The 25,863-nt window shown below is 62.9% G+C and carries 25 protein-coding genes; 14 read left to right on the top strand and 11 right to left on the bottom strand.

Going from position 1 to position 25,863, the window contains the following annotated elements; genetic code table 11:
• Positions 1-43: 43 nt before the first annotated feature.
• Together hisH and BBF93_RS17865 are read right to left on the bottom strand one after the other, a co-directional pair.
• Positions 44-676 (bottom strand): imidazole glycerol phosphate synthase subunit HisH, encoded by a 633-nt coding sequence (gene hisH / locus BBF93_RS17870; protein ID WP_114106771.1) that lies wholly within the window; start codon positions 674-676, stop codon positions 44-46.
• Between the two features lie 70 nt (positions 677-746).
• Complete coding sequence (locus BBF93_RS17865; RefSeq protein ID WP_114106770.1) at positions 747-2,189, bottom strand: carotenoid oxygenase family protein; 1,443 nt, start codon at positions 2,187-2,189, stop codon at positions 747-749.
• A gap of 60 nt (positions 2,190-2,249) precedes the next feature.
• Here BBF93_RS17865 and BBF93_RS17860 point away from each other — a divergent pair, with 60 nt between their 5' ends.
• Positions 2,250-2,858 (top strand): TetR/AcrR family transcriptional regulator, encoded by a 609-nt coding sequence (locus tag BBF93_RS17860; RefSeq protein WP_114106769.1) that lies wholly within the window; start codon positions 2,250-2,252, stop codon positions 2,856-2,858.
• A gap of 19 nt (positions 2,859-2,877) precedes the next feature.
• Here BBF93_RS17860 and hisB read toward each other — a convergent pair whose 3' ends face one another.
• A complete protein-coding gene (gene hisB, locus BBF93_RS17855; RefSeq protein ID WP_035597679.1) occupies positions 2,878-3,474 on the bottom strand; it encodes an imidazoleglycerol-phosphate dehydratase HisB in 597 nt (198 codons plus the stop codon).
• Between the two features lie 122 nt (positions 3,475-3,596).
• Here hisB and BBF93_RS17850 point away from each other — a divergent pair, with 122 nt between their 5' ends.
• Positions 3,597-5,369: a bifunctional diguanylate cyclase/phosphodiesterase gene (locus tag BBF93_RS17850; protein ID WP_162786624.1), complete on the top strand. Its 1,773-nt coding sequence runs from the start codon at positions 3,597-3,599 to the stop codon at positions 5,367-5,369.
• On the opposite strand, the gene BBF93_RS17845 is transcribed toward BBF93_RS17850, so the two are convergent.
• The 4 genes from BBF93_RS17845 to BBF93_RS17830 form a co-directional block, all read right to left on the bottom strand.
• Positions 5,351-5,869 carry a GNAT family N-acetyltransferase gene (locus tag BBF93_RS17845; protein WP_114106767.1) on the bottom strand — a complete coding sequence of 173 codons (519 nt, stop codon included), beginning with the start codon at positions 5,867-5,869 and terminating at the stop codon, positions 5,351-5,353. The two genes, BBF93_RS17850 and BBF93_RS17845, sit on opposite strands and share 19 nt — an antisense overlap.
• The gene (locus tag BBF93_RS17840) at positions 5,866-6,294 is read right to left on the bottom strand and encodes a nuclear transport factor 2 family protein (RefSeq protein WP_114106766.1); all 429 of its coding nucleotides are present in this window, start codon (positions 6,292-6,294) and stop codon (positions 5,866-5,868) included. The genes BBF93_RS17845 and BBF93_RS17840 overlap by 4 nt, the downstream gene beginning before the upstream one ends.
• Positions 6,295-6,342: 48 nt before the next feature.
• Positions 6,343-6,771, bottom strand: a complete 429-nt coding sequence (locus BBF93_RS17835) for a hypothetical protein (protein WP_051612493.1) — start codon at positions 6,769-6,771, stop codon at positions 6,343-6,345.
• 67 nt (positions 6,772-6,838) lie between these two features.
• Positions 6,839-7,894, bottom strand: a complete 1,056-nt coding sequence (locus tag BBF93_RS17830) for a CoA ester lyase (protein ID WP_114106765.1) — start codon at positions 7,892-7,894, stop codon at positions 6,839-6,841.
• 125 nt (positions 7,895-8,019) lie between these two features.
• Here BBF93_RS17830 and BBF93_RS17825 point away from each other — a divergent pair, with 125 nt between their 5' ends.
• On the top strand, positions 8,020-8,190 hold the full coding sequence (locus tag BBF93_RS17825; protein ID WP_035597689.1) for a YqaE/Pmp3 family membrane protein: 171 nt from the start codon (positions 8,020-8,022) through the stop codon (positions 8,188-8,190).
• Positions 8,191-8,192: 2 nt separating this feature from the next.
• Here the strand turns inward: BBF93_RS17825 and BBF93_RS17820 are convergent, their stop codons facing one another.
• Together BBF93_RS17820 and BBF93_RS19635 are read right to left on the bottom strand one after the other, a co-directional pair.
• A complete protein-coding gene (locus BBF93_RS17820) occupies positions 8,193-9,122 on the bottom strand; it encodes a tyrosine recombinase (RefSeq protein WP_114106764.1) in 930 nt (309 codons plus the stop codon).
• 41 nt (positions 9,123-9,163) lie between these two features.
• The gene (locus BBF93_RS19635) at positions 9,164-9,301 is read right to left on the bottom strand and encodes a hypothetical protein (protein WP_157532757.1); all 138 of its coding nucleotides are present in this window, start codon (positions 9,299-9,301) and stop codon (positions 9,164-9,166) included.
• 105 nt (positions 9,302-9,406) lie between these two features.
• Here BBF93_RS19635 and BBF93_RS17815 point away from each other — a divergent pair, with 105 nt between their 5' ends.
• Genes BBF93_RS17815 through BBF93_RS17805 form a run of 3 tightly spaced genes read left to right on the top strand, consistent with a single transcriptional unit; the run spans position 9,407 to position 12,387 of the window.
• Positions 9,407-9,967, top strand: a complete 561-nt coding sequence (locus BBF93_RS17815; protein WP_035597695.1) for a shikimate kinase — start codon at positions 9,407-9,409, stop codon at positions 9,965-9,967.
• On the top strand, positions 9,964-11,094 hold the full coding sequence (gene aroB, locus BBF93_RS17810; protein ID WP_035597698.1) for a 3-dehydroquinate synthase: 1,131 nt from the start codon (positions 9,964-9,966) through the stop codon (positions 11,092-11,094). The genes BBF93_RS17815 and aroB overlap by 4 nt, the downstream gene beginning before the upstream one ends.
• Before the next feature lie 18 nt (positions 11,095-11,112).
• A complete protein-coding gene (locus BBF93_RS17805; RefSeq protein ID WP_114106763.1) occupies positions 11,113-12,387 on the top strand; it encodes an HlyC/CorC family transporter in 1,275 nt (424 codons plus the stop codon).
• 9 nt (positions 12,388-12,396) lie between these two features.
• Here the strand turns inward: BBF93_RS17805 and BBF93_RS17800 are convergent, their stop codons facing one another.
• The gene (locus BBF93_RS17800) at positions 12,397-12,678 is read right to left on the bottom strand and encodes a BolA family transcriptional regulator (RefSeq protein ID WP_114106762.1); all 282 of its coding nucleotides are present in this window, start codon (positions 12,676-12,678) and stop codon (positions 12,397-12,399) included.
• An 82-nt stretch (positions 12,679-12,760) separates the two neighbouring features.
• On the opposite strand from BBF93_RS17800, the gene BBF93_RS17795 reads away from it, so the two are divergent.
• From BBF93_RS17795 to BBF93_RS17770, 6 genes are all read left to right on the top strand, one after another.
• A complete protein-coding gene (locus tag BBF93_RS17795) occupies positions 12,761-13,333 on the top strand; it encodes a J domain-containing protein (RefSeq protein ID WP_233349202.1) in 573 nt (190 codons plus the stop codon).
• 419 nt (positions 13,334-13,752) lie between these two features.
• Positions 13,753-14,217 (top strand): spore coat U domain-containing protein, encoded by a 465-nt coding sequence (locus tag BBF93_RS17790; RefSeq protein WP_114106761.1) that lies wholly within the window; start codon positions 13,753-13,755, stop codon positions 14,215-14,217.
• An 11-nt stretch (positions 14,218-14,228) separates the two neighbouring features.
• Complete coding sequence (locus BBF93_RS17785) at positions 14,229-14,909, top strand: molecular chaperone (protein ID WP_114106760.1); 681 nt, start codon at positions 14,229-14,231, stop codon at positions 14,907-14,909.
• 8 nt (positions 14,910-14,917) lie between these two features.
• On the top strand, positions 14,918-17,194 hold the full coding sequence (locus BBF93_RS17780) for a fimbria/pilus outer membrane usher protein (RefSeq protein WP_114106759.1): 2,277 nt from the start codon (positions 14,918-14,920) through the stop codon (positions 17,192-17,194).
• Entirely contained in the window at positions 17,195-17,653 is a 459-nt protein-coding gene (locus tag BBF93_RS17775; protein ID WP_035597711.1) for a spore coat U domain-containing protein, read from the top strand. It abuts the gene before it with no gap.
• Positions 17,654-17,778: 125 nt separating this feature from the next.
• On the top strand, positions 17,779-18,768 hold the full coding sequence (locus tag BBF93_RS17770; RefSeq protein ID WP_035597713.1) for a complex I NDUFA9 subunit family protein: 990 nt from the start codon (positions 17,779-17,781) through the stop codon (positions 18,766-18,768).
• A gap of 3 nt (positions 18,769-18,771) precedes the next feature.
• Here the strand turns inward: BBF93_RS17770 and BBF93_RS17765 are convergent, their stop codons facing one another.
• The gene (locus BBF93_RS17765; RefSeq protein ID WP_114106758.1) at positions 18,772-19,629 is read right to left on the bottom strand and encodes an undecaprenyl-diphosphate phosphatase; all 858 of its coding nucleotides are present in this window, start codon (positions 19,627-19,629) and stop codon (positions 18,772-18,774) included.
• Positions 19,630-19,864: 235 nt separating this feature from the next.
• Between BBF93_RS17765 and BBF93_RS17755 the strand changes: the two genes are divergently transcribed.
• Both BBF93_RS17755 and gltB read left to right on the top strand, forming a co-directional pair.
• Positions 19,865-21,310 (top strand): NAD(P)-dependent oxidoreductase, encoded by a 1,446-nt coding sequence (locus tag BBF93_RS17755; RefSeq protein WP_114106756.1) that lies wholly within the window; start codon positions 19,865-19,867, stop codon positions 21,308-21,310.
• A 5-nt stretch (positions 21,311-21,315) separates the two neighbouring features.
• Complete coding sequence (gene gltB, locus BBF93_RS17750; RefSeq protein ID WP_035597718.1) at positions 21,316-25,857, top strand: glutamate synthase large subunit; 4,542 nt, start codon at positions 21,316-21,318, stop codon at positions 25,855-25,857.
• Positions 25,858-25,863: the final 6 nt, after the last annotated feature.

Here is a 25,863-nt window from a genome sequence, read left to right as displayed (position 1 = left end):
TCTTTTGCTTGAACCCCTCTCCCAGGGGAGAGGGGGCGGAAGATCAAGGGGTCCAATCCAGGAAGTTGGCGAGCAGGGTGAGGCCGAGGCGCTGGCTTTTTTCGGGGTGGAACTGCGTGCCGAAGAGGTTGTCGCGGGCGATGGCGGCGGCGAGCGGAGCGCCATAGTCGGTCCAGGTGGAAACCTCGCCCTGGTCTTCCGGGCGGAAGGCGTAGGAGTGGGTGAAATAGGCGTGGGGCTTGTCGCCGAGGCCCGCCAGAACGGGATGGGGCGCGGGGATCATCAGCTCGTTCCAGCCGACATGCGGCACGGGCAGGCCGGGGGCGGGGACGAGCGCTTCGACGATGCCATGCACCCAGCCAAGGCCGGGGGTTTCGCCGTCTTCCAGGCCCATGTCTGCCATCAGCTGCATGCCCACGCAGATGCCGAGGAAGGGCCGGCCCTTGCGCAGCACGGCCTCGTCCAGGGCATCGACCATGCCGGGAATGGCGCGCAGGGCGCCGGCACAGTCGGCAAAGTGGCCGACGCCCGGCAGCACGATGCGCCCGGCCGCGAGGATGTCTTCAGGGCGCGCGGTGACGTGGATGGCGGCGGCGTCCCCTGCCGCAGCGGCGAGGGCGCGCGCGCAGGAATGCAGGTTGCCGGAACCGTAATCGATGAGGGCCACGCGGGTCATGGCCGCGCTCTTAGCGGGGCCGCGGGGCCATGGCAATCAAGCGCGTTTGCGACAGAGGCGCCGGGCGCCCTCAGCCAAGCGGCACCCAGTTGCCGTGGAAGCCGGGCGGGATCCGGTGGGGCAGGGTGATGCTGGCCACCGGCGGGCCGGTAAAATCCTGCGCATTGAGGATCACGAGGCAGGTAGTGTCGGAGGCTGTGTCGATGACATAGCCGATCAGCCAGCCTTCATCCTCGGCAGCGGTTTCGTGGGCCGGCACGAAGACGAACTCGCCGGGCATGCAGCCGGGGCCGAAATCGTGCACCTGGCGCGTGCCGGTGCCGAGGTCATGCTTGAAGAGACGCGGGTCGCCCAGGAAGCTCGGGTCTCCCTGCGCGGGCAGGGCCACGGTGTAGGCATAGCGGTAGGGTTGGCCGATGCGGCGTTCGTCCGGACGCGGAAATTCCTGCGGGGCGTCGTCGATGATGCGGCGGGTCACGGCGCGGGCGGCGGGGTCTATCTCCAGGCTCTCGAAGGCGCAGATGCTGCCATTGGGGCCCGTGTTTCCGTCCATGAACATGTCCTGATGCACGCAGGCATCCATGATCACCTTGCCGTCTTCGGTTTCATAGGCATTGGCGGGGTGGAAGATGTAGCAGGGCTCGACATCGCACCAGAGGATGTCGCTGCCCTTGCCCTCACGGGGGAGGAGGCCGATGCGGGCGGTGTGTTTCGGGTTCCAGCGATAGGGGAAGGATGCCCCGCCGATCAGCGCGGCCATGGAGAAGGTGACGGGCAGATCCATCACGATCACATAGTTGCGGGTGATCATGCAGTCATGGATGGAGGGGCCGTTCTGCACGGCGATGGGCTCGTGGCGGCGCACGGCGCCCTCGGCGGTGATCACGGTGTGCCAGATGGTGGTCTGGTTCTGGCCGGTATAGCAGATGGCGTGGGTCTCGCCGGTCAGCGGATCAAGGTGGGGGTGCGCGGTATAGCCCTGGCGCAGGAGGCCGCCGAAATCGCTGCGGGCGCGGGTTTCCAGCGTATCGGAAACTTCCACCGGCAGGCCGCCCGCCTCGACCAGCGCCCATATACGCCCGGCCATGGCGACAACATTCGTGTTCGGACTTTCCGACCCCGCCGGAGTGCGCGGGCCGGGGGCGGGGGGCTCGCCCAGGGCCTGGCTGATCTGCGGCGAGCGGACCCAGCGGTTGCGATACCAGAGCGCCTTGCCGCCCTCCAGGCGCACACCATGCAGCATCCCGTCGCCGACGAACCAGTGATGGGTGGCGGGGTTGGGCGGGCTGAAGGGGTTGGGGCCGTTGCGCAGGTAGAGACCATTCAGCGCAGGCGGGATGGTGCCGGTCACTTTCAGGTCCGTCAGGGTGTATTCAGCTTCCATCGGCTGATGGATGCCGGTGAGGTAAGGATTGGGCGCGCTGGACTTGCGGTGCGCGCGGTTGAAGCCCGCCACACCCATGATGCCTTTGGTAACAACGCTGCGAATGGCAGTTTCGACGGGGCTGGGCATGGTGGGGTCCTTTGAAGCAGCCAGGTTGCGGAGGATGAGAACAATGTTTACGGTGATAACATGATCGAGAATGATAACACTGTCAACATGAGCGGGGAGAAAAACCGCTATCATCATGGCGACCTGCGCGCGGCTTTGATCGCGGAGGGGCTGAAGCTCATCGGCTCAGGCCCGGCAGAGACGCTGAGCCTGCGAGAGATTGCGCGCAATGCCGGGGTGTCGGCCACGGCGGTCTACCGCCACTTTCCGGACAAGGCGGCGCTGCTCAGCGCGCTGTGCACCGAAGGCCACGCCATGATGGCGGCTGCTTTTGAGAAGGCTATGGCGGGGAAGGGGGACCGTATGGCCGCCTTCATCTCCATGGGCCGGGCCTATGTTCAGTTTGCCCTCGCTCATCCGGCGCTGTTCCGGCTGATGATGGCGCAGCCGGGCGCAGGCCCTGCCCGCGCGCCGCAGCCCTGCGCCGAAGACAGGCCGGAGGATGGCATGACCCTGCTGGTGCGGGCGCTGGATGATCTCTATGGGCGGGATATGCCTGCCGGGCTGCGGGAGGCGCGGCGGCTGAAATCCTGGGCGCTGGTGCATGGCCTCGCCATGCTGATGCTGGACGGGCAGGTGCCCGCCGAGCCGGCACTGATCGATGCGGTGATCGACGCCCACGCCATTTAGGCGCGGGCTTTGGGCCGGATCAGAGGCTGCCCTTGGTGCTGGCAGGCTTGCCGCCGAGGCGCGGGTCTACGGTGATGGCCGTGCGCAGGGCGCGGGCGGTGGCCTTGAAACAGCTTTCGGCGATGTGGTGGTTGTTCTCGCCATAGATGTTCTCGACATGCAGGCACATGCCGCCATTGCCCGCGAGGGCATGGAAGAACTCCTTGAAGAGTTCGGTGTCCATCTCGCCGATCTTGTCGCGGCGGAACTCCACTTTCCAGATCAGATAGGGGCGCTTGCAAAGGTCGATGGAGGCGCGGGTCAGCGTTTCATCCATCGGGATATAGGCATGGCCAAAGCGCGTGATGCCGCCAAAATCGCCCAGCGCCTGGGCAATCGCCTGGCCGATCACGATGCCGGTATCCTCGACCGAATGGTGGAAGTCGATATGGGTGTCGCCCTTGCAGCTCACTTTCAGGTCGATCAGCGAATGGCGGGCCAGACTGTCCAGCATGTGATCGAAAAAGCCGATTCCCGTCTCAATGTCGGCTTTGCCGGTGCCATCCAGGTTAACGGAAACCAAGATTTCGGTTTCCTTTGTCTTGCGGGTGACGTCTGCGGTGCGGTTCTTTGTCATGAGAGGCCATATAAACTGCCGGAGGCGCTACAGCTAGCGCATCTGTGTTCACGGATTCCTAAACATCTATAGGGCAGTTTCTGCGGGAATTACTTAGTTGGGCACCCGTGGTGGGCAATGGATTGAAACAGGGAAGCCTTATCGGCCGTCTGACCGGCAGCCTCACCATTCCGGCATTTGCCGGGATCTCCGGCGGGCTTTTATCAATTTTCCTGTTTGCCCTGATCGTTGCCGCCGAGGTGATTTTCCGCACCAACAGCCAGAATGCGCCGATCGGGTTTTCCGTTCCCCTGCCGGTGATCGTGGGCATGTTGCTGTTCACGATCATCACCTCCGCCACCGTCTGCTACCTGCTGGCGCGCCCGCTGCAGGACGTGTTCCTGCGCTTTACCACTTACATGATGTCGACCCGCGGGGACGTGGACGCGGACCTTTACTCCCTGCAGTTTCCGGAGCTGCGGCGCCTGCGCGTGGCCACCACGCGCACCGTGCGAAAGCTGAAACGGGAGAATGATCACCTCCGCAAGATCGCCTATCGTGACAGCCGCACCGGCCTGCCCAATGCCATTGCTGCCGAGAAGCGCATCTTCGAGATCCTTCCCAGCGCCAGCTTTGAGCGCCCCGCCGCCTTTATCCTGCTCGACATCGACCGGTTTGCGCATCTGGTTGAGCAGGTGGGGGCAGGGCATGGCGACATGATGATCCATGCCGCCGCCCAGCGAATTTCAAAAGCGCTGAGCGATGTGCCCGACCCCTCGGCCTCGGCGCTGCGGGGCTCCATGCTGGCGGCATTGACGGCGGATCAGTTCACCCTGTTCATGCCGAACGCCGGCAGCCGGGAACATGTGATCGCGATCGCCCGGGCTATCCGGAATGCTTTCAATGAGCCGTTCACCATCCTTGGCCGGCCAGTGACGATGTCGCTGTCGGGCGGCATCGTGATGGCGCCGGAAGACGCCGATTCGCCGCAGAAGCTGATGCAGAATGCCAAGCTGGCATTACGCCTTGTACGGAACGAATCCCAGTCCGGCTTCCGCTTCTTCACCCCGCGTCTGACGCGCATCGTGCAGGGGCGTTACCGGTTTGAGGCAGAGCTGCGCGACGCGGTGGAGAACCGCGAGTTCAAGGCCGTGTTCCAGCCGAAGATCGATTTTGCCACGGGCCGTATCGTCGGCGCCGAGGCGCTGGCGCGCTGGCGCCGCTCCAACGGCAAGCTGATCTCACCAGCCGCGTTTATTCCGGTGGCGGAGGAAGCTGGCCTGATCGAGGAGATCGGCAAGCAGATCCTGGAAGCGGCCTGTGAGGCTGCGCGCACCTGGGAACTTGAAGGCCATGACGTGACTGTTGCCGTCAACGTCTCCCCCAGCCAGTTCCAGCGCAATGATCTGACCGAAACGGTGATGGGCGCTCTGCGCCGCTCCGGCCTTCATCCGCGCCGGCTGGAGCTGGAGATCACCGAAAGCATGGCGGTGTCGGATCCGGGGCGCGTGGCCGAGTTCATCTCGCCGCTGCGGGCGATGGGCACCAAGCTTGCCATCGACGATTTCGGAACGGGCCATTCAAACCTTGCGACCCTCACCCAGCTGCCCTTCGATGTATTCAAGATCGACCGGCAGTTTGTCTCTGCGCTGGAGACAGATCGTCAGGCCCCGGCCATTGTCGAGATGATCCTCGCCATGGCCGAAACCCTGGGCCTGAAGACGGTTGCCGAAGGCGTGGAGACGACCAAGCAGGCAGATTTCCTGCGCCGCCGGGGATGCACCATGGCGCAGGGTTTTCTTTACAGCCCCGGCTTGCCGGATCAGGCGTTCCTGGAACTTCTGCGCGCGTGGAAACCGCTCGGCGCCAATGATGAGACCGGAAGTCCGGAAGCCTATCAGGCCCCGCGCCGGTAAGTGTAGACGGGCACGCCGCCCAGCAGTGTTTCACCAGTATGATTATAACCGAGCTTTTCGGCGACGCGCCGTGATCCGGAATTGTCCGGCTCGATCACGCAGCAGCTGCTGGCGAACTCTGTTCCATCCAGCCAGTCATGGATCGCGCGCACGGCTTCTGTGCCATAGCCCTTGCCCCAGGCCTGTGGGCCAAAAGCCCAGCCTGCTTCGGGGCCCCAGATCAGCTCCTTGGGCAGGCCCCTTTCGAAGTCGGCAAAGCCAGCTTCGCCGAGATAGGCGCCGGTCGCCTTGTCGGTGACCACCCAATAGCCGAAACCCTTCATTTCCCAGAGGCCGATGCCGCGCAAAAGGCCAAACCAGGCATCCTGGCGCGAGCGCGGTTTGCCGCCGATGAAACGGGTGACTTCATCAGAGCCCCACATGGCCGCTGACGCGTCAATGTCTCGGGGTTCGGCGGCCCGCAGAACCAGGCGTTCGGTTTCCAGAACCGGCGCCTTCACGCACCAGCCTTCATTTGCGCCAGCATCGCGCCCATGGCGGCGTGAACCGTCTGGATGGCTTTCAGGGGACGGACCATCACCTTGAAATCCGTGATCTGACCATCCGCGTTCCATTCCATCATGTCCACGCCGTTGACGAGGATGCCGTCCATCATCGTCTCGAATTCCAGAACGGCGCGGTCGCCGCAATCGAATACGCGGGTGTAGCGGAAATCGTCATTGCCGAGCGTCTCACCGGCAGCCAGCAGATAGGCCATGGTGATTGCCTTGCCTTCCTGCGGGGTGTGAACGACGGGGCTCTTGAACACGACGTTTTCGGCGAGGATAGCGGACAGGCCCTCGGCGGAGTGGTCACGGGTCATCCAGTCGAACCAGGCCTGCAGGTTCGGGCTGTGCCCGGTTTCGGGGATCAGATGCTTTGCCATGGGGTTTCCTTGAAAAGAGGAGGGCGATGAGCGCAGGCGGGGGAGGGGTTATTCGCCCACCACCGGTTCGGCGATCAGATAGTCGGTGGCCTGATCGAAGCAGGTTCCCTTCATCACCACGAAGCCGCCCGGAAAGTCCGGCTTGGTGAAGATGATGTCCATCCGGCCCCAGGTATAGGCTTTGCCCCCGCCCAGCGGATCGGTCATCGCGGCGGGGCAGAGGCCGTCCGTGGCGGTGTCAGGATCAACCCAGACGCCGGCGTAGAAGCCGCGCCCCTCGCTCACCCCGGCAAGGCCTGGAAAGATGCCGATCAGGCGCTGGCCGGTCTCGCCGGGAAAGGAGAGGATCGCCTCGCCAGATTCGAGATCCGCCTCGTAGACGATCTCGCCCACATTTGTGGTCCACACTTCATCTGCCGCTGCGTGGCCGGAAATGGCCAGAATTGTCCCGAATAGTCCTGCGATTGTCCTCAACATGGCTAGCTCCTGCCGGTTCCTGACCGGCGCAGGCTAGGCCTGTCTCGGGATTTTGGCGAGGGCCAATTCAACCGGCATAGGCGGCGTCAAGATCGGGATCTTTCGAGGCGACGAGGTCTGCCAGATCGGAAATCACCTTTGCCTGTTTCCAGGTGGCGTCGTCCTGCATCTTGCCATCGATCATGGCGACGCCGGAGCCATCGGGCATGGCGGCGAGAATCTTGCGGGCAAACTTCACCTCATCCGGATCGGGCGAGAAGACGCGCTTGGCAATCGCGATCTGGTTGGGGTGCAGGCTCCAGGTGCCCGCGCAGCCGAGCAGGAAGGCGTTGCGGAACTGCTGCTCGCAGGCGTCAAGGTCGGCAATGTCGCCGAAGGGGCCGTAGAAGGCGTTGATGCCGGCCATGCGGCACGCATCGACCAGACGGGCGATGGTGTAGTGCCACGGGTCCTGCTGGGCGCTGGCGCGCGGACTGCCATCGGCTTTCGGGTCTTCGATCACGCGGTAGAAGGGGTGGCCGCCGCCCACGCGGGTGGTCTTCATCTTGCGGCTGGCGGCAAGGTCTGCCGGGCCAAGCGAAATGCCCTGCATGCGGGGGGAGGCGAGGGCGATCTCCTCGACGCGGGCCACGCCCTCGGCCGTCTCCAGGATGGCGTGGAAGAGGATGGGGCGCTTGAGGCCGGCCTTGGCTTCCAGCTGGGCGACATATTGATCGGCAAAGTGAATGTCCCACGGTCCCTCGACCTTGGGCAGCATGATCACGTCGAGCTGGTGGCCGGCTTTCAACACCAGCTCCGATACGTCCTCCTGAAACCAGGGGGAGTTGAGACAGTTCACGCGGCTCCAGAAGCCGGTGCCCTTGGCCTGCCAGTCGTACATGTTGGCCATCTCGATGGCGCCGGCGCGGGCGGCGTCCTTGGCGTCTGCAGGGATCGCGTCTTCCAAGTTTGCCAGCATCACGTCCACCGTCGGGGCCATTTCGGGCACCTTGGCGCGCACTTTCTCCAGATGCGGCGGCACGAAATGGATCATGCGCTCCAGCTTCACCGGCAGTTCGCGATAGGGCTCAGGCGCGCCGATGGCGAGCGGCTTGAAGAAATTGCGCGGCGTTTTCTGGCTCATCTGGGGCTCCCTCTTGCCGGGGAAGGATTAAGGGCGGTGCTGCACCGCGTCAAACCGGCAGGGTGTGACGGAACGCCCGGCACTCTGATGCGTTTTCCTCACAGACGAGACGGAAAGGGACTCCCATGTCGCTATTGATGATCCTGCTGACGATTTTCCTGCCGCCGGTCGCGGTGCTGATCAAGGAAGGTCTTGGCCTGCAATTCCTGCTGAATGTGCTACTGACGCTGATTGGCTGGCTGCCCGGCGTTGTTCACGCTTTCTGGGTCAATAGCCGCGGCTCGGCGATCGCCTGAGATTAGCGGCGGCTGCGGCCTGCCACCGCCAGGGGGTGGGCTGTTTCCAGCAATTCGGCGAGTTCATCAGTCAGGACGTGGGTGTAGATCTGCGTCGTGGCGATGTCGGCGTGACCGAGAAGGGTCTGCACAACCCGGAGGTCAGCCCCGCCTTGCAGAAGGTGGGTCGCGTAGGCATGCCTGAGAGCATGTGGGTAGACCCGCTCTGACCTGATCCCCGCTTTCATGGCGAGGTCTTCCAGCATCTGCCCCAGACGCCGGCGCGTGAGGTGACCTTCCTTGCCGCGCGAAGGAAAGACGAACCCTTCCGCCTTGCCGCGCAGCAGCGGGTTGTCCGGCAGGCTTTCCTCACGGACATCGAGCCATTCTGCCAGCGCGATCAGGGCCGCCCGGCCGAGTGGGCAGAGCCGGTCTTTGCCGCCTTTGCCGCGAATGATGATGTCGGCGCTCATCCATTGCCCGGCCTTGCGGCGGGGCAGGTTGCCCACCCGCAGGGTTACGAGCTCCGAGGCACGCAGGCCCGCGCCATAGAGCAGCTCCACCAGACATTTCAGCCGTTTGTCCGGTTCGCAGGCGGCGATCAGCCGGGCCACTTCCTCGCGGGACAGCACATCGGGCACTTCCCGTTCGGGGGAGGGGCCGTCCAGGCGGGCGGTCGGGTCGTCCTTCCGGTCGCCTTCCTGAAAGAGGAACCGGAAGAAACGCCGCACGGCGGACAGTTTCCGGGCCTGGGTGGAGGGCGCCATGCCGCGCGCGGCCAGGTCTGCCAGCCAGTTAGACAGGTCTGCCGAGGAGGCAGTCACCAGACGCAGGCCGCAGAATTCGGAGGCGTCCAGCAGGTCGCGCCCATAGGCGTCGAGCGTATTGGGGCTTGCGCCCCGCTCGGCCGACATCATTTCAAGAAAAGCGCCTATACGCGAACGGTCATCCATCCGCCAACGCTAGGGAAACGCGGTTAAGGGGGCGTTTCAGCCTATTCGAGAGCGCCTTCAACAGGTATGCGGATTTCGCCTTCTGGCGGCGCGTTCTTGACGGCACGCTGGCCTAACCACCACATACCCCCGGCAATGGCGACCGCGAGAATAACGAACAGGATGAGATATTTGCGCATGAAACCGGCCCAGAAAACGAGTGTGGCAGGGCGAATCTGCCTGCCGATTGCGCCGTCTATGTGGCACCACTAGGACATATGCGCAACGCCGGGTAATACGAACAGATGCCTTCCGACTCAGACCCTTCAAGTACGCAGCTGCCCTTCCACGGGCGCACGATTGCGCTTGTCGGTCTTATGGGCGCGGGCAAATCGACGGTTGGGCGGCGGCTGGCCGACAAGCTGGGCCGGGATTTTTACGACAGCGATCATGAAATCGAGAAGGCCGCCGGCCTGTCGATTTCCGACATCTTTGCCAAACATGGCGAGGCCGATTTCCGGCGCGGCGAGAAACAGGTGATCCGCCGCCTGCTGGATATGCCCCCGCATGTGCTTGCGACCGGGGGAGGGGCCTACCTTGATCCTGACACTCGCGCGATCCTGCGCGAGCGGGCGATCACGGTCTGGCTGAATGCAGATATCGAAACGCTCTGGCGCCGGGTGCAGAAGCGCGACACCCGCCCACTGCTGCAGCGGGCTGACGCCAAGGAACACCTCGCCCATCTCGTGATGGAGCGCCAGCCTTTCTATTCGCAGGCTGATCTGGTGGTCCATTCCAAGGACGGCCCTCACACGCATACAGTCAATGCGATCCTGAAAGCTCTTCAGACCTGGAAACCGAAATGAACACTATCTCTTCGCTGGAAACGGTGCGCGTCGATCTGGGCGCGCGGGCGTATGATATTCTGGTGGGGCATGGCGCGCTGGCGGAGCTCGGCCCGCGCCTGTCGGTCATGCTCAAGCGCCCCCGCGCCTTTGTGCTGACAGATGAAACGGTGATGCGTCACCACAAGACCGCGCTGGAGGCGGCAGTGAAGACTGCCGGCATCCAGCTTGACTGGTACAGCCTGCCGCCGGGCGAGAAGACCAAGAGCTTTTCCAATCTCGAAGGTGTGCTCGACTGGCTGTTGGCGGGCGGGGCAGACCGGGGCGATACGCTGATCGCTTTCGGCGGCGGCGTGATCGGAGACATGGGCGGGTTGGCCGCCAGCCTGATGAAACGCGGCATGGGGTTCGTGCAGGTGCCCACCACGCTGCTGGCGCAAGTGGATTCGTCTGTGGGCGGAAAGACGGCGGTGAACACCCCGCGCGGTAAAAACCTGATCGGCGCTTTCTATCAGCCGCGCCTCGTGATCGCCGATACGGCGCTGCTGGCCACCCTGCCGGAGCGGGAGCTGAAAGCCGGCTATGCGGAGATCGTGAAATACGGCCTCATCAATGACGCGCCTTTCTTCAACTGGCTGGCAGAGCATAGCCAGAAGGTTCTGGCGCTGGAACCGGAAGCGGCTCGCTATGCGGTTGCGCGTTCCTGCGCGGCAAAGGCGGCCATTGTGGTTGAGGACGAAACTGAAACGGGTGTGCGTCAGCTGCTCAATCTTGGCCACACATTCGGGCACGCCTTCGAGGCTGCCAATGAATACCGTGAAGACTTGCTTCATGGCGAAGCCGTTGCGCTCGGCATGGCGCTGGCCTTCCGCTATGGCGCCGCAAGCGGCATCACGCCAGCGGCAGACGCTGCGCGCGTGAAGGATGTGCTTGGCGCTTCGGGGCTCCCCGTTTCGCTGGAAGGCTTTGACCGGGAACGCTTCACCGCAAACCGCCTTGCAACGCTGATGCAGCAGGACAAGAAGGCACGCGCCGGGCGCGTGCCGCTGATCCTCGCGCGCGGTATCGGGGCAGCCTATGTTCATCCGGATGCTGACCTTGCCTCGGTTGAACGCTTTCTTGCCACCGAACTTGCCGAATTCACCTGACAGGAGCTGCGTCTCGCCATGATTGCCGGATATGCATTTGCGATCGTCATTTTGCTGATGATATCTGCATTCTTCTCAGGATCGGAGACATCGCTCACAGCCGCGTCCCGCGCTCGGATGCATGCGCTGGAGAAAGACGGCGACAAGCGGGCCCGGACGGTGAACAAGCTGCTCGCCAATCGCGAGAATTTCATCGGCGCCATCCTGCTCGGCAACAATGTCGTCAATATTCTGGCATCGGTCCTGGCGACTTCGATGTTCACGGCTCTTTTCGGGCAAGGCGGCCTTGCGCTTGCTGCGGCGACGGCGGTCATGACCGTGCTCGTTCTGATCTTCTCGGAGGTCATGCCGAAGACCTATGCCATCACGCGGCCAGATTCCGTAGCGCTGGTCGTGGCCGGCCCGATCTCCCTGGTAGTGAAATCCACTTCCTGGATCATCAGGGCCATCCAGTTGATCGTGAACGGCGTGCTTCGCCTTGTCGGCGTCGGTGCGCCGGCGAGCCCGCTTTCGGCTGAAGAGGAAATCCGCGGTGCAATTGATCTGCATGCGGCAGAAGGCGGCGTGGGCAAGGATGATCACCTGCGCCTTGTTGGAGCGCTGGACCTGAAAGATCTCACCGTCGAAGACGTGATGATCCACCGCAAGAACATCTATATGCTGGATGCGGATCTCGAGCCCCGCCAGCTGATCATGAAGGCGTTGTCGAGCCCGCATACGCGCCTGCCGCTCTATCGCGGTGAGAAAGAAGAGATCATCGGCATTCTGCATGCCAAGGACCTGCTGCGGGCTGCGCTGCCGCTGGGCGGCGATGTTTCCAAGCTCGATCTGGATTCGATTCTGCGCAAACCCTGGTTCGTTCCGGAGACCACGCCGGTGCAGGAGCAGCTCAACCAGTTCCTCTCACGAGGCCAGCATTTTGCCCTCGTTATTGACGAGTATGGCGAGTTGCAGGGCCTGATCACGCTGGAAGATATTCTCGAGGAGATCGTTGGCGCGATCCATGACGAGCATGACGTGCAGGTGCAGGGCGTGCGCCCGCAGCCCGATGGCTCGGTCAATGTCGATGGCTGGGTGCCGATCCGCGATCTCAACCGCGCCACCGGCTGGGACCTTCCTGATGAGGAGGCTGTCACGGTCGCGGGCCTGGTGATCCATGAGTCCCAGACTATCCCCGAGCCTGGCCAGAGCTTTGTGTTCCATGGCTACCGGTTCAATGTGCTGCGCCGCCAGCGCAATCAGGTGACCGGGGTGAACGTGTCGCGCGCTGTGGCCGAAATAGAAGCGGATTGAACGCCCGGACTAACTCGCCTCGGGCGCCCGCGCCTTCAGGGCGAGGGCATGCAGGCCGGTGTCGAATTCCTGTTGCAGCACCATCATCACGGCGCGCTGAACCTGCACGCGGGAGAGCCCCGCAAAAGCCTCGGCAACAATTTCAACAGAATAATGCGTCTCACCGCCCGGCGCAGCGCCGGCATGGCCCGCATGCTTGTGGCTATCGTCGATCACGCTGAGCGAGACGGGCTCAAATGCTGCCGCAAGCGCTGCTTCAATCCGCGTCTGTCTGTCGTTTGGTTGTGGCATGTTTAACCGGCGCTCCCTATTATATGGCCCCATGTCAGACGGCGAACCGTTCAGATACCGAGTCAAGTTCACGGATATACGCGTGAAGCCCCCCGCCGACGAGACGTCGCGCGCACGGGCAAAGCGTACGCGCGTGTGCGAGGAGCCTGGTTGTGATCTGGAAGGGTCTCATCCGGCGCCGCGCCCGGGCGGCAAGGGACGCCACTGGTTCTGCGAGGCACATGCGGCCGCCTATAATCGCAGCTTCAATTTCTTTGAAGGCATGACCGATGCCGAAGCGGCTGCTTTCCTGCGCGCCGAGCAGTATGGCCACAAGCGCACCTGGCGCATGGGCGCAGGGCCGCTGGGCGGGCGCAAGGCCACCGATCCGCATGATCCGCGCCGGTGGGCCGGCCGCAGCTTCTTCGATATGGACGACACGCCCGCGGCCGAGGAGCGGATGCACAGCCATCGCTCAAGCCTGCAGATCCGCGCGCTCCGGGAACTCGACCTGGAGACGGACGCGACGCCGGCGCAGATCCGCGCGCGCTATGCCGAATATGTGCGCCGGTTCCATCCCGATTCCAATAAGGGCGACCGCTCCAGCGAGCATAAGCTCGACCGGGTTCTGCGCGCGGGCAAGCTGCTGAAGGCCTCAGGCCTGATGAAAGGCTGAAGGACCGCCTTCAATCAACCGTAAGACATCATACCCCGCGCCGCGCGCGCTGGCGCACGCGCGTTCATATGCCGGGCCGCTACCCGTCTTGCGGGAAAATCGCACAAAGATAGAATGTAGACTGTGCCGCGCGCCTCCCGTTTCAGCCGATGATCTGTCAGCGGAAAATATCGGAAGCAGCGCCAAGGCTGACCGGCGACTCCCCAAGATAAAAACTGATCATCCGGAAAATCCCCTGATAATGCGCGGCAACAAACCGAACGACCGTTTTTGAAATCGGCCGGATTATGATCCGTACAAAAACATAAGCTGCGTAAACCAATCAGAGACTCTTCTGAAAGCTTCGAGCAACGAAGTTGCGCTAGGGTGGAATCCAAGAAAATGAAAAACGGCAATCACAAGACTGGATAGGTGGAATAATGATCAGGAAACTCATGGCGGCAGCGGCGCTGACTGCCTGTTCTCAAGCGGCCTACGCGGCCACGGCGAACGGAACCCTCGATGTTCAGGCAACCGTGGTGAACACCTGCGTTGTGCAGACGACGCCGGTGGTGTTTGCTTCTGTCGGTCTCGACGAAGCTACGGCTAACGGCTCCATCACCGTCAACTGCACGAACTCAAGCGCGTTCACGGTGGCTCTGGATGGCGGTGAGGCAGGCGATATCAGCGCGCGGACGCTGAGCCATGCGAGCTTGCCGGCGAGTTTCACCTATCAGCTCTATACCAATCCAGGACTTACGACTGTCTGGGGAAATGGTGTCACCGGTTCTGTCGCCAACGGGGCAGGGCCCTCCCAGACCCTCACCGTCTATGGCCGCACAACCAGCACACCCGACACGGCCGGCGCCTACTCTGATGAAGTTCAGGTGACGGTCACCTACTGAGGTAAGTAGAGATGAGACCCCTGGCCCTGCTCCTTCTGGGAGCTGTATGGTTCCTGTTGCCCGCACATCCGCAAGGGCTGGCGATCGCGCCGATCATGATCGACGCGCCAGCGCAGGGCGGGGCGGCCTCGCTCACCATAAGCTCCGGTCTCAAGCAGGATGTCACCGTTCAGGTCCGCATCTATGACTGGAGCCAGCAGAACGGCGAGGATGTTCTGCAACCGGCCAGGGGGCTCCGTTTTGCGCCGGAGATTTTCACGCTTCGTCCCGGCACCTCGCAGATTGTCCGCATGTCGGTGCCCGATACGGGCGGCGCGGGCGCCTGGCGGGTGATTGTCGACGAATTGCCCACCCCGGGGCAGGCACCGGAAAAGCAGGCCTCGCAGCTGGCCATCCGGCTGCGCTATGTGCTGGCGATGTTTGCCGGCGCTCCGGCGGCGCCGGAGGGGCTGCAAGCAAATCTACGCCAGGACGTGCTCGCCCTGCGCAATCCGGGGCCGGGCTGGCTGCGCCTGCATGATCTTTCGCTTCAAACCGATGCCGGCGATGCGGTGTCCGCCGGGCCTGGCGTTGTCTATCTGCTTCCCGGGGCCGAGATCCTTCTGCCGCCACCGGAAGAGGCGCGCGTCCAGACCCTGAACTACTCCGTCAACGGCCAATCCTTCTCCGCTCAGCTTACATCAGGCAGGTGAGGAGCTGGTTGAGATACGCTCTCGCGGCGCTTGCTTTCGTGCAGGGCGGCGCGATGACGGCCCGGGCCGTGCCCGCGGCCGAAGCACCCGGAGCGATCTCGCTGCTGGTGGAGGTTCGCATCAATGGAACGCTGGTAGACGGGCTGGCCCAGCTCGATGTGCTTGCTGAAGACTGTACGCGGATAGAGACGGCGCCGCTTGCCGCAGCGGGTCTTTATGCCGGCAGCGCAGAGGCTGTCTGCCTCCAGTCGATGGCCGGCCTGCAATACCGGCTGGATCAGAGCGCGGCCCAGCTTGACCTTTTTGCCGCCACACCGCCGCGGCGCCCGGCGGCGCGCGTGCAACAGAGTTTTGCAAAGCCGCTTTCCGGTCTGATCGGTGGATATGGCCTGTCGGGCCAGCGTGTCCATGATGGTACCGATGAGCTGATCAATGCCTTTGGCGATCTTTCTCTTACGCTGCATACGCCCTATGGCCGCCTGCAGAATGACATGGTCGCCTCCTATACAGCGAACGAAGGACAGGCGCGGCGCCTGCAGACGGTCTACGAGCAGGATTTTCCCGATACATTCACACGCCTGAGTATCGGCGACAGCTTTACCGCCGCACCTCGCTGGGGGCGGATCACACCCTTCGCCGGCGTCCAGTATGGCACCGATTTCTCCATGGATCCGCGCGATAGCTGGCGCCCCTACAGCGCCTTTCAGGCTCTGCTGCGCGAGCGGTCGGAAGTTGATGTGAGGGTGAACGGCGTTGTCCGGCAGAAGCAGAGCGTAGACCCCGGTTTCAGCCATTTCGAGATTACGCCGGAAACCGGCCTCAATGAGGTGGAGGTCATCATCCGCGAAGCGAGCGGCCTCACCCGGATCGAAGACTACAGCTTCTTTGCCTCGGAGGAATCCCTGGCCGAAGGCGTGATGGATTATTCGGTGAGCCTTGGCCTGCCGCGCCGTTTCAGCGGAATCGCATCTGAATATGACGACACGCTGATTGCCAATGGCCGGGTGCGGCGCGGGCTCACCAATGCGCTGACAGCCGAGGCCTATTCGGAGTTTGGCGCGGGCGGTGGCGTGCTGGGCGGGGGCGGTCAGGTCACCGCCGGGAAACTCGGTATCGTGAGCCTTTCGGGCGGGGTGAGCCGGGCAGAGGATGGCCATACCGGCCACATCATTTCCGCTGGTTTCGAGCGCAATACCCGGCGCGGTTCGCTGCAGCTGCAGGCGCGCTTTGCAGATCCGCGCTATTCCGACACCGTCTCCACACTGGGCCTGGAGTTTCCAGACCGGTCCATCCGCGCCAGCGCCGGCATATTCACGCCCGCCGGCTCCTTCCGCGCAGCCTATATCGAGGAAGAGGACAAGGTGCTCCGTGACCGGCGCTTCCTGTCGTTTGGCTGGGAAAAGCCCCTGCGGGGTGACCGGGTGTCTTTCTCGGCGAGCGCTTATCAGGATTTCGCCCGCGACGAGACGGGATTTGCCATCGGCCTGCGCGCGAGTTTTGGCCCTTACAATGCGGGGGGCGGCTATCAATCGGCAGGCGGGCGGGAGGCGTCCAGCGTCCAGGTCAGCCGATCGCGAATGCCGGGCGAGCGGGTGCAATGGTCGCTCGGCGCTGCGGAGGGCGGGGCAGGGGCCGTTTATCAGGGCGATCTGACGGCCGATCTGGGCGCTGCTGATCTTTTCCTCAATGGCGGCGTCTATGGCGAGACGAACCAGATTATGGCCGGCCTGCGCGGGGGCTTCGCTGTGATGCCTGGGGCCGCTGCGCTTCAGCGGCAGACCACCGGGGCAACAGCCATCGTGCGGATGCCCGATCTCAAGGGGATGCCGATCTACAAGGACAATCGCATCATCGCGGTAACCGGAGAAAACGGTCTCGCCGTCATTCCGGATGTGCGCCCCTACGAGATCAATACGCTGAGCCTTCGCCCCGAAGACGTGCCCCTCGATTATGACGTGGCCGATTTCACCACCCGGTTCATCCCCCGGCGGGGGCTGTCGGAGGTCCGCTTCGATGTCCGCCGCGAAACTGCGCTCGCCTTCACGGCTGTGTTCCCCACTGGAGAGCGTCTGCCGCCGGGAAGCCGGGTGGAGCTGCTCAGGTCCGGGCTGGTCTGTCCGGTGGGGCTGGAGGGGCGCGTTTACTGTTCGGTCGCCGAAGACGGCGATACTGTTGCGGTGACCACTCCGGTGGGCCGCTTTGTGGACGTCGTTTCTTCCGTCCGCTCGCGGGGAGAGATGCAGCTCCGGCCCGAAGGCCGGGTCAAGATGGCAGGAATTGACTGAATGTGGCGCCTGATTGTCCTTTCCTTGTCCCTGTTTGTCCCGATTTGTCCGGCTTTGGCGCAGTCCTGCTCGGTCGTCTCCACGCCGCTCAGCTTTCCGGCCTACCACGCCTTCTCCGGCAATACGGCGACAGCCACGGCAGATGTCACCGTCACCTGCACGGGCCTGTTATTTGTCGGCGCGTCGTATGACGTGCGCCTGGGCGGGGGCCAATCCGGCAGTATCCCCTCCCGGAAAATGCGCCAGGCCAGCAGCGGCAGCGAGCTTGGCTATCAGGTTTATACCCAATCAGGTCAGGTCTGGGGCAATGGGGTCCAGGGCTCGGTGCTGCAGGGATCCTTTCTGCTCGGTCTGCTGACGCGCAGCCGGGTTCACCCCATCAGCGCCACCATTCCGGCAAACCAGCAGGTGAACGCCGGTGCCTATAGCGACGCTGTCACCATGACGGTCATCTGGTAGGCGCGGGCCCACCAGAAACGCGTCGAGCGTCAAGGCCGCATGGACATCAGCGCCGCAAAATGGTGAAAGGCGCGAGGAACAGCTGAATCGGGGCGGCATCGGCGCCCAAACAGGAAGACAGGACAATGAGCAAAGGCTTGGTGACTCTGGTTGGCGGCTCAGGCTTCATCGGGCGCTATGCCGCGCGCGCGCTGGTGGAGAAGGGCTGGCGTGTCCGCGTTGCCTGCCGCCGGGTGCATACCGCGATTGATGTGCGCCTTGCCGGCCCTCCGGGCTGGGTTGATGTTGTCCAGGCCAATATCCGCGACCGGGCCTCGCTGGAGCGGGCGCTCGATGGCGCCGATGCGGTGGTCAACCTTGTTGGTATTCTCTTCGAACATGCCCGCCAGACATTCCAGGGCGAGCAGGCCGATGGCGCCGGGCTGCTGGCGGAAATCGCCAGGGAAAAAGGTATCACGCGCTTTGTTCAGGTCTCGGCCATCGGGGCGGATATCAATTCGCGCTCGCCTTATGGCCGCAGCAAGGCTGCCGCCGAAGAGGCTGTGCGCGACGCCATTCCAACGGCGGTGATCCTGCGGCCTTCCATCGTGTTTGGCCCTGAAGACAAGTTCTTCAACCGCTTTGCCAACATGGCCCGGTTTGCCCCGATGATGCCTGCGATTGGTGGCGGCAAGACGAAGTTTCAGCCGGTCTATGCCGGGGACGTGGCCGCGGCGATTGCAGAAGCGGTGGAGCGCGAAGACGCTGCCGGCAAGACCTTCGAGCTGGGCGGCCCGCGCAGCTACAGCTTCAACGAGCTTTACGACTTCATCCTGAAGACGGTGGACCGCCCGCGCTTCAAGATCCCGCTGCCTTTCTTCATTGTCCGTCCTGTTGCCTACATCACAGGCGCTGTGTGGCGGTTCGTGCCGCCGTTTTCCTGGAACTTCTTCGGTGATCCGCCGCTGACTGGCTCACAGGTCGAGATGCTGACGAAAGACAATGTCGTGGCCGAAGGCGCCCTTGGGATGGGGGATCTGGGCATCACGCAGCTGGAATCGGTCGAAGCGATTGTGCCATCCTATCTCTGGCGCTTCCGTCCCTATGGCGAGTTCCACAAGGCGCGCGAAGCCTGAAGCTTAGCCGATTGCTCCTGCCACGATAGGGGAGGTCGCCAGCAGCGCGATCCCCAGGGCAAAGCGATAGAGCACGAAGGGCAGGAAGCTCATCTTGCGGACCAGCGTCATCAGCAGGCCGATCGACGCATAGCCCGAGACAAAGGCGATGGCCGCAACAATCAGACCATCCGTAATGGTCGCGCCTTCGCCGCCTGCGGGCGCGCTGGCGAGGCCCATGAGTCCATAAAGGCTGACGGCAGCAAGGATGGGCGCGCCGATCAGCATGGCAAAGCGGGCTGCCTCGACACGTTCATATCCCAGCGCGCGGGCCGCGGTCATGGTGATGCCTGAGCGGCTGGTGCCGGGGATGATGACGGCGACGAGCTGGCTGGCGCCGATCAGGAACGCGTCGCGAAGGGTCATGTCGCCTTCCGAGCGGGACTGGCTCCCGCGCGCATCCGCCCACCAGAGCAGGGCGCCGAACAGGATGGTGGAAGCAGCAACGGCGTAAACGCTGCGCAGGGCTGTCCAGAGCGTCTCGGGCGCTATGCTCTCATAGATCACAGCGCCGATCAGGGCGAACGGTGTGGCGACTATGATGCACAGGGCAAGGCGCGCGCCTGCAGACAAGGGCCGTTTCGTAACCGGGGTGGCGGCCAACTCGAAACCGCCGAGGATCGCAGCGCCGACATCCTTCCGGAAATAGAGCAGCATGGCGATCAGGGTGCCGGTGTTTGACGCCGCATTGATCAACACTTCATCCCGGCCCACCAGGCCCATGAAGTCTGATGCCAGGAGGACGTGCGCCGAGGAAGAGATCGGCAGCCATTCGGTGAGGCCCTGGACGACTGCGATCAGAAAAAGCTGAAGAAACGACATGCCGTCCGGTACCATTCAAACCCTTGAGACATTGCTACCGTTGTTTCAAAGGAAAGGAGAGGAGAAAATATATATCGAAAAGATACATTACGGCGCGGAACGATTCTCAAACAAGGACTGGGAGCAAGAAATCTCAGACCATATCTATCATAATGATATATATGTGCCGAAGTGCCACTTGCTCCCGCAAAAACGCCGCTTATAGAGATCGCTCGAGTAATTTTGGGATAAGCCTATGGCCGAGCGTATGCTGCAATTCACCAAGGTTTCGCGGGCAATGCCCCAGAAGCGGAGCGCCAAGGAGCGCGCCGCAGACTTTCGTGAGATTTATGGCGAGTTTTCGCCCGATGCTGCCCAGGCGCAGGCCAGCCGCTGCTCGCAATGCGGCGTGCCGTTCTGCCAGCAGGGCTGTCCGTTGCAGAACAACATTCCCGACTGGCTGAAGCTGGCCGCCGAGGGCCGGCTGGAAGAAGCCTGGCGCGTTTCCTCGGCCACCAACAACATGCCCGAAATCTGTGGGCGCATCTGCCCGCAGGACCGCCTCTGCGAAGGTATCTGCACGATCGAACAGTCCGGCCATGGCACGGTGACGATCGGCTCAGTCGAGAAATACATCACGGACACCGCCTGGGCCGAAGGCTGGATCCAGCCGATCAAGCCGCCGCGTGAACGCAGCCAGTCAGCCGGCATTATCGGCGCAGGCCCCGGCGGTCTTGCCGCCGCCGAACAGCTGCGCCGCAAGGGATACCAGGTCACCGTCTATGACGCTTATGATCGCGGCGGCGGCCTGCTGATCTATGGCATTCCGGGCTTCAAGCTGGAAAAGGATGTGGTGGAGCGCCGTATCCGCCATCTGGAAGCTTCGGGGGTTACCTTCCGGTTCAACACGCGCGTTGGCAGCGATGTGTCGCTGGGCGACCTGCGCAGCGCGCATGACACTGTGCTGATTGCCACCGGCGTTTATGCGGCCAAGGACCTGAAGTGCCCGGGCAGCGGATCGGAAGGTGTTCTGCCTGCGCTCGACTATCTCACCGCATCCAACAAGGTCAGCCTGGGGGATAAGGTTGAGGCCTATGAAAGTGGCGCGCTTAATGCCGAGGGCAAGCGCGTGGTCGTGATCGGGGGCGGCGATACGGCGATGGACTGTGTGCGCACGGCCATTCGCCAGGGCGCAAAGTCCGTCACCTGCCTTTACCGCCGTGACCGCGCCAATATGCCGGGTTCTCAGCGCGAAGTTCAGAATGCGGAAGAGGAGGGGGTCGTCTTCGAATGGCTCGCCAATCCCGAAGCGATCATCGACACCAAGGGTGGTAAGGTGAAAGCCGTCCGGGCCAGCCGCATGAAGCTGGGCGAGCCTGACGCTTCGGGGCGTCAGTCTCCGGTGAAGACCGGCGAGACCTTTGATGTGAAGGCAGACATGGTGATCAAGGCGCTGGGCTTTGATCCGGAAGACCTGCCGGCGCTGTTCAATGAGCCATCGCTGACCGTGAACCGCTGGGGCGCGGTGCGGGTGGATTATGCAACCATGGAAACCAGCCTGCCGGGCGTTTATGCGGCGGGCGATATCGTGCGCGGCGCTTCGCTGGTTGTGTGGGCAATCAAGGATGGCCGCGACGCGGCAGAAGCAATGCATAAGGCAATGAGAGCGGCTGAGCAGGCCGCAAAAGTGGCGGCGGAGTAAATCAGATGTCGGATTATGTGACAAAGTATGAGCAGAACCGCCAGCGTCTCATTGATGCGGGGGCTTATAACCCTGAGGATGAACGCGATGCCTGCGGCGTCGGTCTCGTTGTGGCGCTTGATGGCAAGCCGCGCCGCGAAATCGTCGAAATGGGCATCAGCGCGCTAAAGAATGTGTGGCACCGCGGTGCCGTCGATGCGGACGGCAAGACCGGCGATGGAGCCGGCATCCGCCTTGATGTGCCGCAGGACTTTTTCCGCGAGCATGTGAGCCGCACCGGCCACAGCCCGACCGATGACCGGATTTGCGTTGGCCAGATCTTCATGCCGCGCACGGACTTTGGCGCGCAGGAAGCGGCGCGGACCCTGGTTGAACGGGAAGTGCTGCATTTCGGGTTCTACATCTATGGCTGGCGCCAGCCGCCGGTTGATGTGTCCGTGATCGGACAAAAGGCAAAGGATACGCGCCCCGCCATTGAGCAGATCATGTTCCGCGATGCGCGTGGCCGCTCACCGGAGGAGCTTGAGCGCGCCCTGTACATCTGCCGCCGGCGGATTGAGCGGCGGGCCCGGGAAGCGGCGATCCCGTCTTTCTATATCTGCTCGCTCAGTCATAAATCGCTGATCTACAAGGGTATGTTCCTCGCCCAGGACATCGACAATTTCTTCCTTGATCTGCGCGATGAGCGTTTTGTCTCGGCCTTCGCAATCTATCATCAGCGCTATTCCACCAACACGTTCCCGCAATGGGCGCTGGCCCAGCCCTTCCGTACGATTGCGCACAATGGCGAGATCAACACGCTGCGCGGCAATCGCAACTGGATGAAAAGCCACGAGATCCGCATGGTGTCCGAAACTTTCGGCGACCATACGCAGGATGTGAAACCGGTGATCCCGGATGGCACATCGGACTCAGGCGCGCTGGACGCGGTGTGGGAGCTGCTCTGCAAATCGGGGCGGCCCGCGCCGATGGCCAAAGCGATGCTGATCCCGGAAGCCTGGTCGAAGCGGGATTCAGTGATGCCTATGGCCCACCGCGCGCTTTATGACTATTGCAACTCCGTTATGGAGCCATGGGACGGGCCGGCTGCCATTGCCGCCTATGATGGCCGCTGGGCCGTGGCCGGCCTTGACCGCAACGGCCTGCGCCCGCTGCGTTATGCTCTGACAACGGACGGTATTCTTGCGGTTGGCTCCGAAACGGGTATGTGCCCGCTTGGCAATCACGAGATCACTCGGAGGGGGTCCATCCCGGCAGGCGGCATGATTGCCGCTGATCTCGGCACCGGAAAATTCTACGATCACCGCGAGATTGTCGATTTCCTCGCCGCCCAGGCGCCTTATGAGGAATGGCTGCAGGCTGTGACAGAGCTGGAGCCGGAAATCGGCCCTGGTGCGGAGCCTGTGCTGTTCAACAAGGAAGAGTTGCTGCGGCGGGAAACGGCGGCCGGTTATACGCTCGAAACGCTGGAGCTGATCCTTGCGCCGATGGCGGAAGGCGGCAAGGAAGCCATCGGTTCGATGGGTGACGATACAGCGCCCGCCGTTTTGACGATGGCCTACCGGCCGATGAGCCATTTCTTCCGCCAGAACTTCAGCCAGGTTACCAATCCGCCGATCGACCCGCTGCGCGAAGGCCGGGTGATGAGCCTGCGCACACGGTTCAAGAACCTGGGCAACGTGCTGGATACGGACAAATCGCAGCAGGAAGTGTTTGTGCTGGAAAGCCCTGTGCTGACCACGGGCATGTATGAGCGCCTGATCGAGCGCCTTGGCCTTGGCACCGAGATCATCGACTGTACGTTTGATGCCGCTGATGTGACATCCGAAGGCGCCGCGCTCAAGGACGCGCTCGAGCGTATCCGCCGCGAAGCCGAAGAGGCAGTGCGCGCGGGCCGCGAGCACATCATCCTCACTGATGAACATCAGTCGGCAAGCCGCATCGCAGTACCGATGGTTCTGGCAACCGGCGCGGTTCATTCGCATCTCGTGGCCCAGGGCCTGCGCACCTTCTGTTCGATCACCGTGCGTTCGGCTGAATGTCTCGATACGCATTATTTTGCCGTTCTGGTCGGCGTTGGCGCTACCTGTGTCAACGCTTATCTGGCGCAGGACGCCATCGCAGATCGCCATGCGCGCGGTCTGCTGGGCGACATTTCCCTCGGCAAGGCGGTGCAGAACTTCAAGGAAGCCGTTGAAGCAGGCCTCCTGAAGATCATCTCCAAGATGGGTATCTCGGTGATCTCCTCCTATCGGGGCGGTTACAATTTCGAGGCGCTGGGCCTCTCCCGCGCGCTCGTCGCGGACTATTTCCCTGGCATGTCGAGCCGGATTTCGGGTCTTGGTCTTGCCGGCCTGGAGGAGAATGCCCTCGTCCGTCATCAGAAGGCATTTGATGAAGATGTCATCTCGCTTCCGGTGGGCGGCTTCTATCGCCTGCGCGCATCGGATGAGCCCCACGCCCTTGATGGCAATCTGATCCACACGCTTCAGGCGGCCTGTGACCGGGGCGATTATTCGATCTACCGGAAATATGTCGATGCCGTGCACGCGCGCGACCCGCTGCAACTGCGTGATCTGCTCGACTTCAAGGCCGCGGGGCCGAAGGTTCCGCTCAGCCAGGTCCAGTCGATCAACGAGATCCGCAAGCGGTTCGTCACGCCCGGCATGTCGCTCGGCGCGCTGTCGCCGGAAGCCCACGGCACGCTGAATGTGGCAATGAACCGGATCGGGGCAAAGTCCGTATCCGGGGAGGGCGGGGAAGACCGTGCCCGCTACCGGCCACTGCCGAACGGCGACAACATGAATTCAGCCGTCAAGCAGATCGCGTCGGGCCGGTTCGGTGTGACGGCGGAGTATCTCAATGAATGCCGGGAAATCGAGATCAAGGTAGCCCAGGGCGCCAAGCCAGGGGAAGGCGGCCAGCTGCCGGGCTTCAAGGTGACCGAGCTGATCGCGAAGCTGCGCCATGCGACGCCTGGCGTCACACTGATCTCACCGCCGCCCCACCATGACATCTACTCGATCGAAGACCTTGCGCAGCTGATCTATGATCTGAAGCAAATCAATCCGGATGCGCGCGTTTGCGTGAAACTTGTGGCGCAATCCGGCGTCGGCACGGTGGCCGCTGGCGTAGCCAAGGCCAAGGCGGACATCATCCTGATCGCAGGCGGCGTGGGCGGCACAGGCGCCTCGCCGCAAACTTCGATCAAGTATGCGGGCCTCCCCTGGGAGATCGGTCTGGCTGAAGCCCATCAGGTGCTCTCGCTGAATAACCTCCGTGAAAAGATTACCCTCCGGACGGATGGCGGGCTGCGCACGGGGCGGGATATCGTGATTGCGGCGATGCTCGGCGCTGAAGAGTATGGCATCGGTACGGCGTCGCTCGTCGCGATGGGGTGCATCATGGTGCGCCAGTGCCATTCCAACACATGCCCCGTCGGTGTGTGTACGCAGGACGAAGCCCTGCGCGCGCACTTCACTGGGAACCCGGACAAGGTCGTCAACCTGATGAGCTTCATTGCCGAAGATGTGCGCGAAATCCTCGCTTCGCTGGGACTGAAATCTCTGGACGAAGCCATCGGCCGCACCGACCTGCTCAAGCAGGTCAGCCGCGGTGCAACGCATCTTGATGACCTCGATCTCAACCCGCTTCTGGTTCAGGTCGATACTGACAGCCCCATCGTCTACAAACCAAACCGCCGTGAAGCGGTGCCCGATACGCTCGACGCTCAGATCCTGCGCGACGCTGAGCCGTTCTTCGAGCGCGGCGAGAAGATGCAGCTGGAATATGGCGTGCAGAACACGATGCGGGCCATTGGTTCGCGCGCCAGTTCTCGCATCACCCGCAAGTTCGGGATGCATGCCCTTCCTGAAGGCCGTCTGCATATCCGCCTGGAAGGATCGGCCGGTCAGTCGCTCGGAGCGTTCAGCGTACAGGGGCTTCTTCTGGAAGTCCTCGGCGATGCGAACGACTATGTCGGCAAAGGGCTTTCGGGGGCGAGCATCGTTGTGACGCCGCGCCCGAGGGACCGCCGCTCGGCCGTGGGCGACGCCATCATTGGCAACACCTGCCTTTATGGGGCGACCTCCGGCAAGCTGTTTGCGGCGGGCACCGCCGGCGTGCGGTTCGCCGTGCGCAACTCGGGCGCCAAAGCGGTGGTTGAAGGGTGCGGCGCCAATGGTTGCGAATACATGACTGGCGGGCGCGCTGTCATCCTCGGGCCGGTTGGCGACAATTTCGGCGCCGGGATGACCGGAGGGGCCGCCTTTATCTGGGACCCGCAACAACGGTTCGAGCGCGTGGCCAATCCGGACTCGATCGACTGGTATCCGCTGGCCGATATGCCGGAGGAATATGTCGGCGAAACGAAAGCTCTGCTTGAGGAGCATGTGCGCCGGACGGGCTCGGTGCGGGGCAAGGAATTGCTCGACACCTGGGAGACGACCCTCAGCCAGATGCTGATGATCGTCCCCAAGGAAGTGGCTGGCATCCTCCTGGCCCGCAAGGGTGACAGCGCCAAGCGCAAGCAGCCGGAAAGAGCCTGAAGCATT

The sequence above is a fragment of the Hyphomonas sp. CACIAM 19H1 genome (genome assembly GCF_003325995.1).
GTDB lineage: Bacteria > Pseudomonadota > Alphaproteobacteria > Caulobacterales > Hyphomonadaceae > Hyphomonas > Hyphomonas polymorpha.
The sequence above is the reverse complement of the archived record's forward strand: the minus strand, read 5'-3'. Positions and strand labels throughout refer to the sequence as shown.

Coding starts and splice junctions, on each gene's coding strand:
- hisH (WP_114106771.1), bottom strand. CDS start 676: ATGACCCGCGTGGCCCTCATCGATTACGGTTCCGGCAACCTGCATTCC.
- BBF93_RS17865 (WP_114106770.1), bottom strand. CDS start 2,189: ATGCCCAGCCCCGTCGAAACTGCCATTCGCAGCGTTGTTACCAAAGGC.
- BBF93_RS17860 (WP_114106769.1), top strand. CDS start 2,250: ATGATCGAGAATGATAACACTGTCAACATGAGCGGGGAGAAAAACCGC.
- hisB (WP_035597679.1), bottom strand. CDS start 3,474: ATGACAAAGAACCGCACCGCAGACGTCACCCGCAAGACAAAGGAAACC.
- BBF93_RS17840 (WP_114106766.1), bottom strand. CDS start 6,294: ATGGCAAAGCATCTGATCCCCGAAACCGGGCACAGCCCGAACCTGCAG.
- BBF93_RS17835 (WP_051612493.1), bottom strand. CDS start 6,771: ATGTTGAGGACAATCGCAGGACTATTCGGGACAATTCTGGCCATTTCC.
- BBF93_RS17830 (WP_114106765.1), bottom strand. CDS start 7,894: ATGAGCCAGAAAACGCCGCGCAATTTCTTCAAGCCGCTCGCCATCGGC.
- BBF93_RS17825 (WP_035597689.1), top strand. CDS start 8,020: ATGTCGCTATTGATGATCCTGCTGACGATTTTCCTGCCGCCGGTCGCG.
- BBF93_RS17820 (WP_114106764.1), bottom strand. CDS start 9,122: ATGGATGACCGTTCGCGTATAGGCGCTTTTCTTGAAATGATGTCGGCC.
- BBF93_RS19635 (WP_157532757.1), bottom strand. CDS start 9,301: ATGCGCAAATATCTCATCCTGTTCGTTATTCTCGCGGTCGCCATTGCC.
- BBF93_RS17815 (WP_035597695.1), top strand. CDS start 9,407: ATGCCTTCCGACTCAGACCCTTCAAGTACGCAGCTGCCCTTCCACGGG.
- aroB (WP_035597698.1), top strand. CDS start 9,964: ATGAACACTATCTCTTCGCTGGAAACGGTGCGCGTCGATCTGGGCGCG.
- BBF93_RS17805 (WP_114106763.1), top strand. CDS start 11,113: ATGATTGCCGGATATGCATTTGCGATCGTCATTTTGCTGATGATATCT.
- BBF93_RS17800 (WP_114106762.1), bottom strand. CDS start 12,678: ATGCCACAACCAAACGACAGACAGACGCGGATTGAAGCAGCGCTTGCG.
- BBF93_RS17790 (WP_114106761.1), top strand. CDS start 13,753: ATGATCAGGAAACTCATGGCGGCAGCGGCGCTGACTGCCTGTTCTCAA.
- BBF93_RS17785 (WP_114106760.1), top strand. CDS start 14,229: ATGAGACCCCTGGCCCTGCTCCTTCTGGGAGCTGTATGGTTCCTGTTG.
- BBF93_RS17775 (WP_035597711.1), top strand. CDS start 17,195: ATGTGGCGCCTGATTGTCCTTTCCTTGTCCCTGTTTGTCCCGATTTGT.
- BBF93_RS17770 (WP_035597713.1), top strand. CDS start 17,779: ATGAGCAAAGGCTTGGTGACTCTGGTTGGCGGCTCAGGCTTCATCGGG.
- BBF93_RS17765 (WP_114106758.1), bottom strand. CDS start 19,629: ATGTCGTTTCTTCAGCTTTTTCTGATCGCAGTCGTCCAGGGCCTCACC.
- BBF93_RS17755 (WP_114106756.1), top strand. CDS start 19,865: ATGGCCGAGCGTATGCTGCAATTCACCAAGGTTTCGCGGGCAATGCCC.
- gltB (WP_035597718.1), top strand. CDS start 21,316: ATGTCGGATTATGTGACAAAGTATGAGCAGAACCGCCAGCGTCTCATT.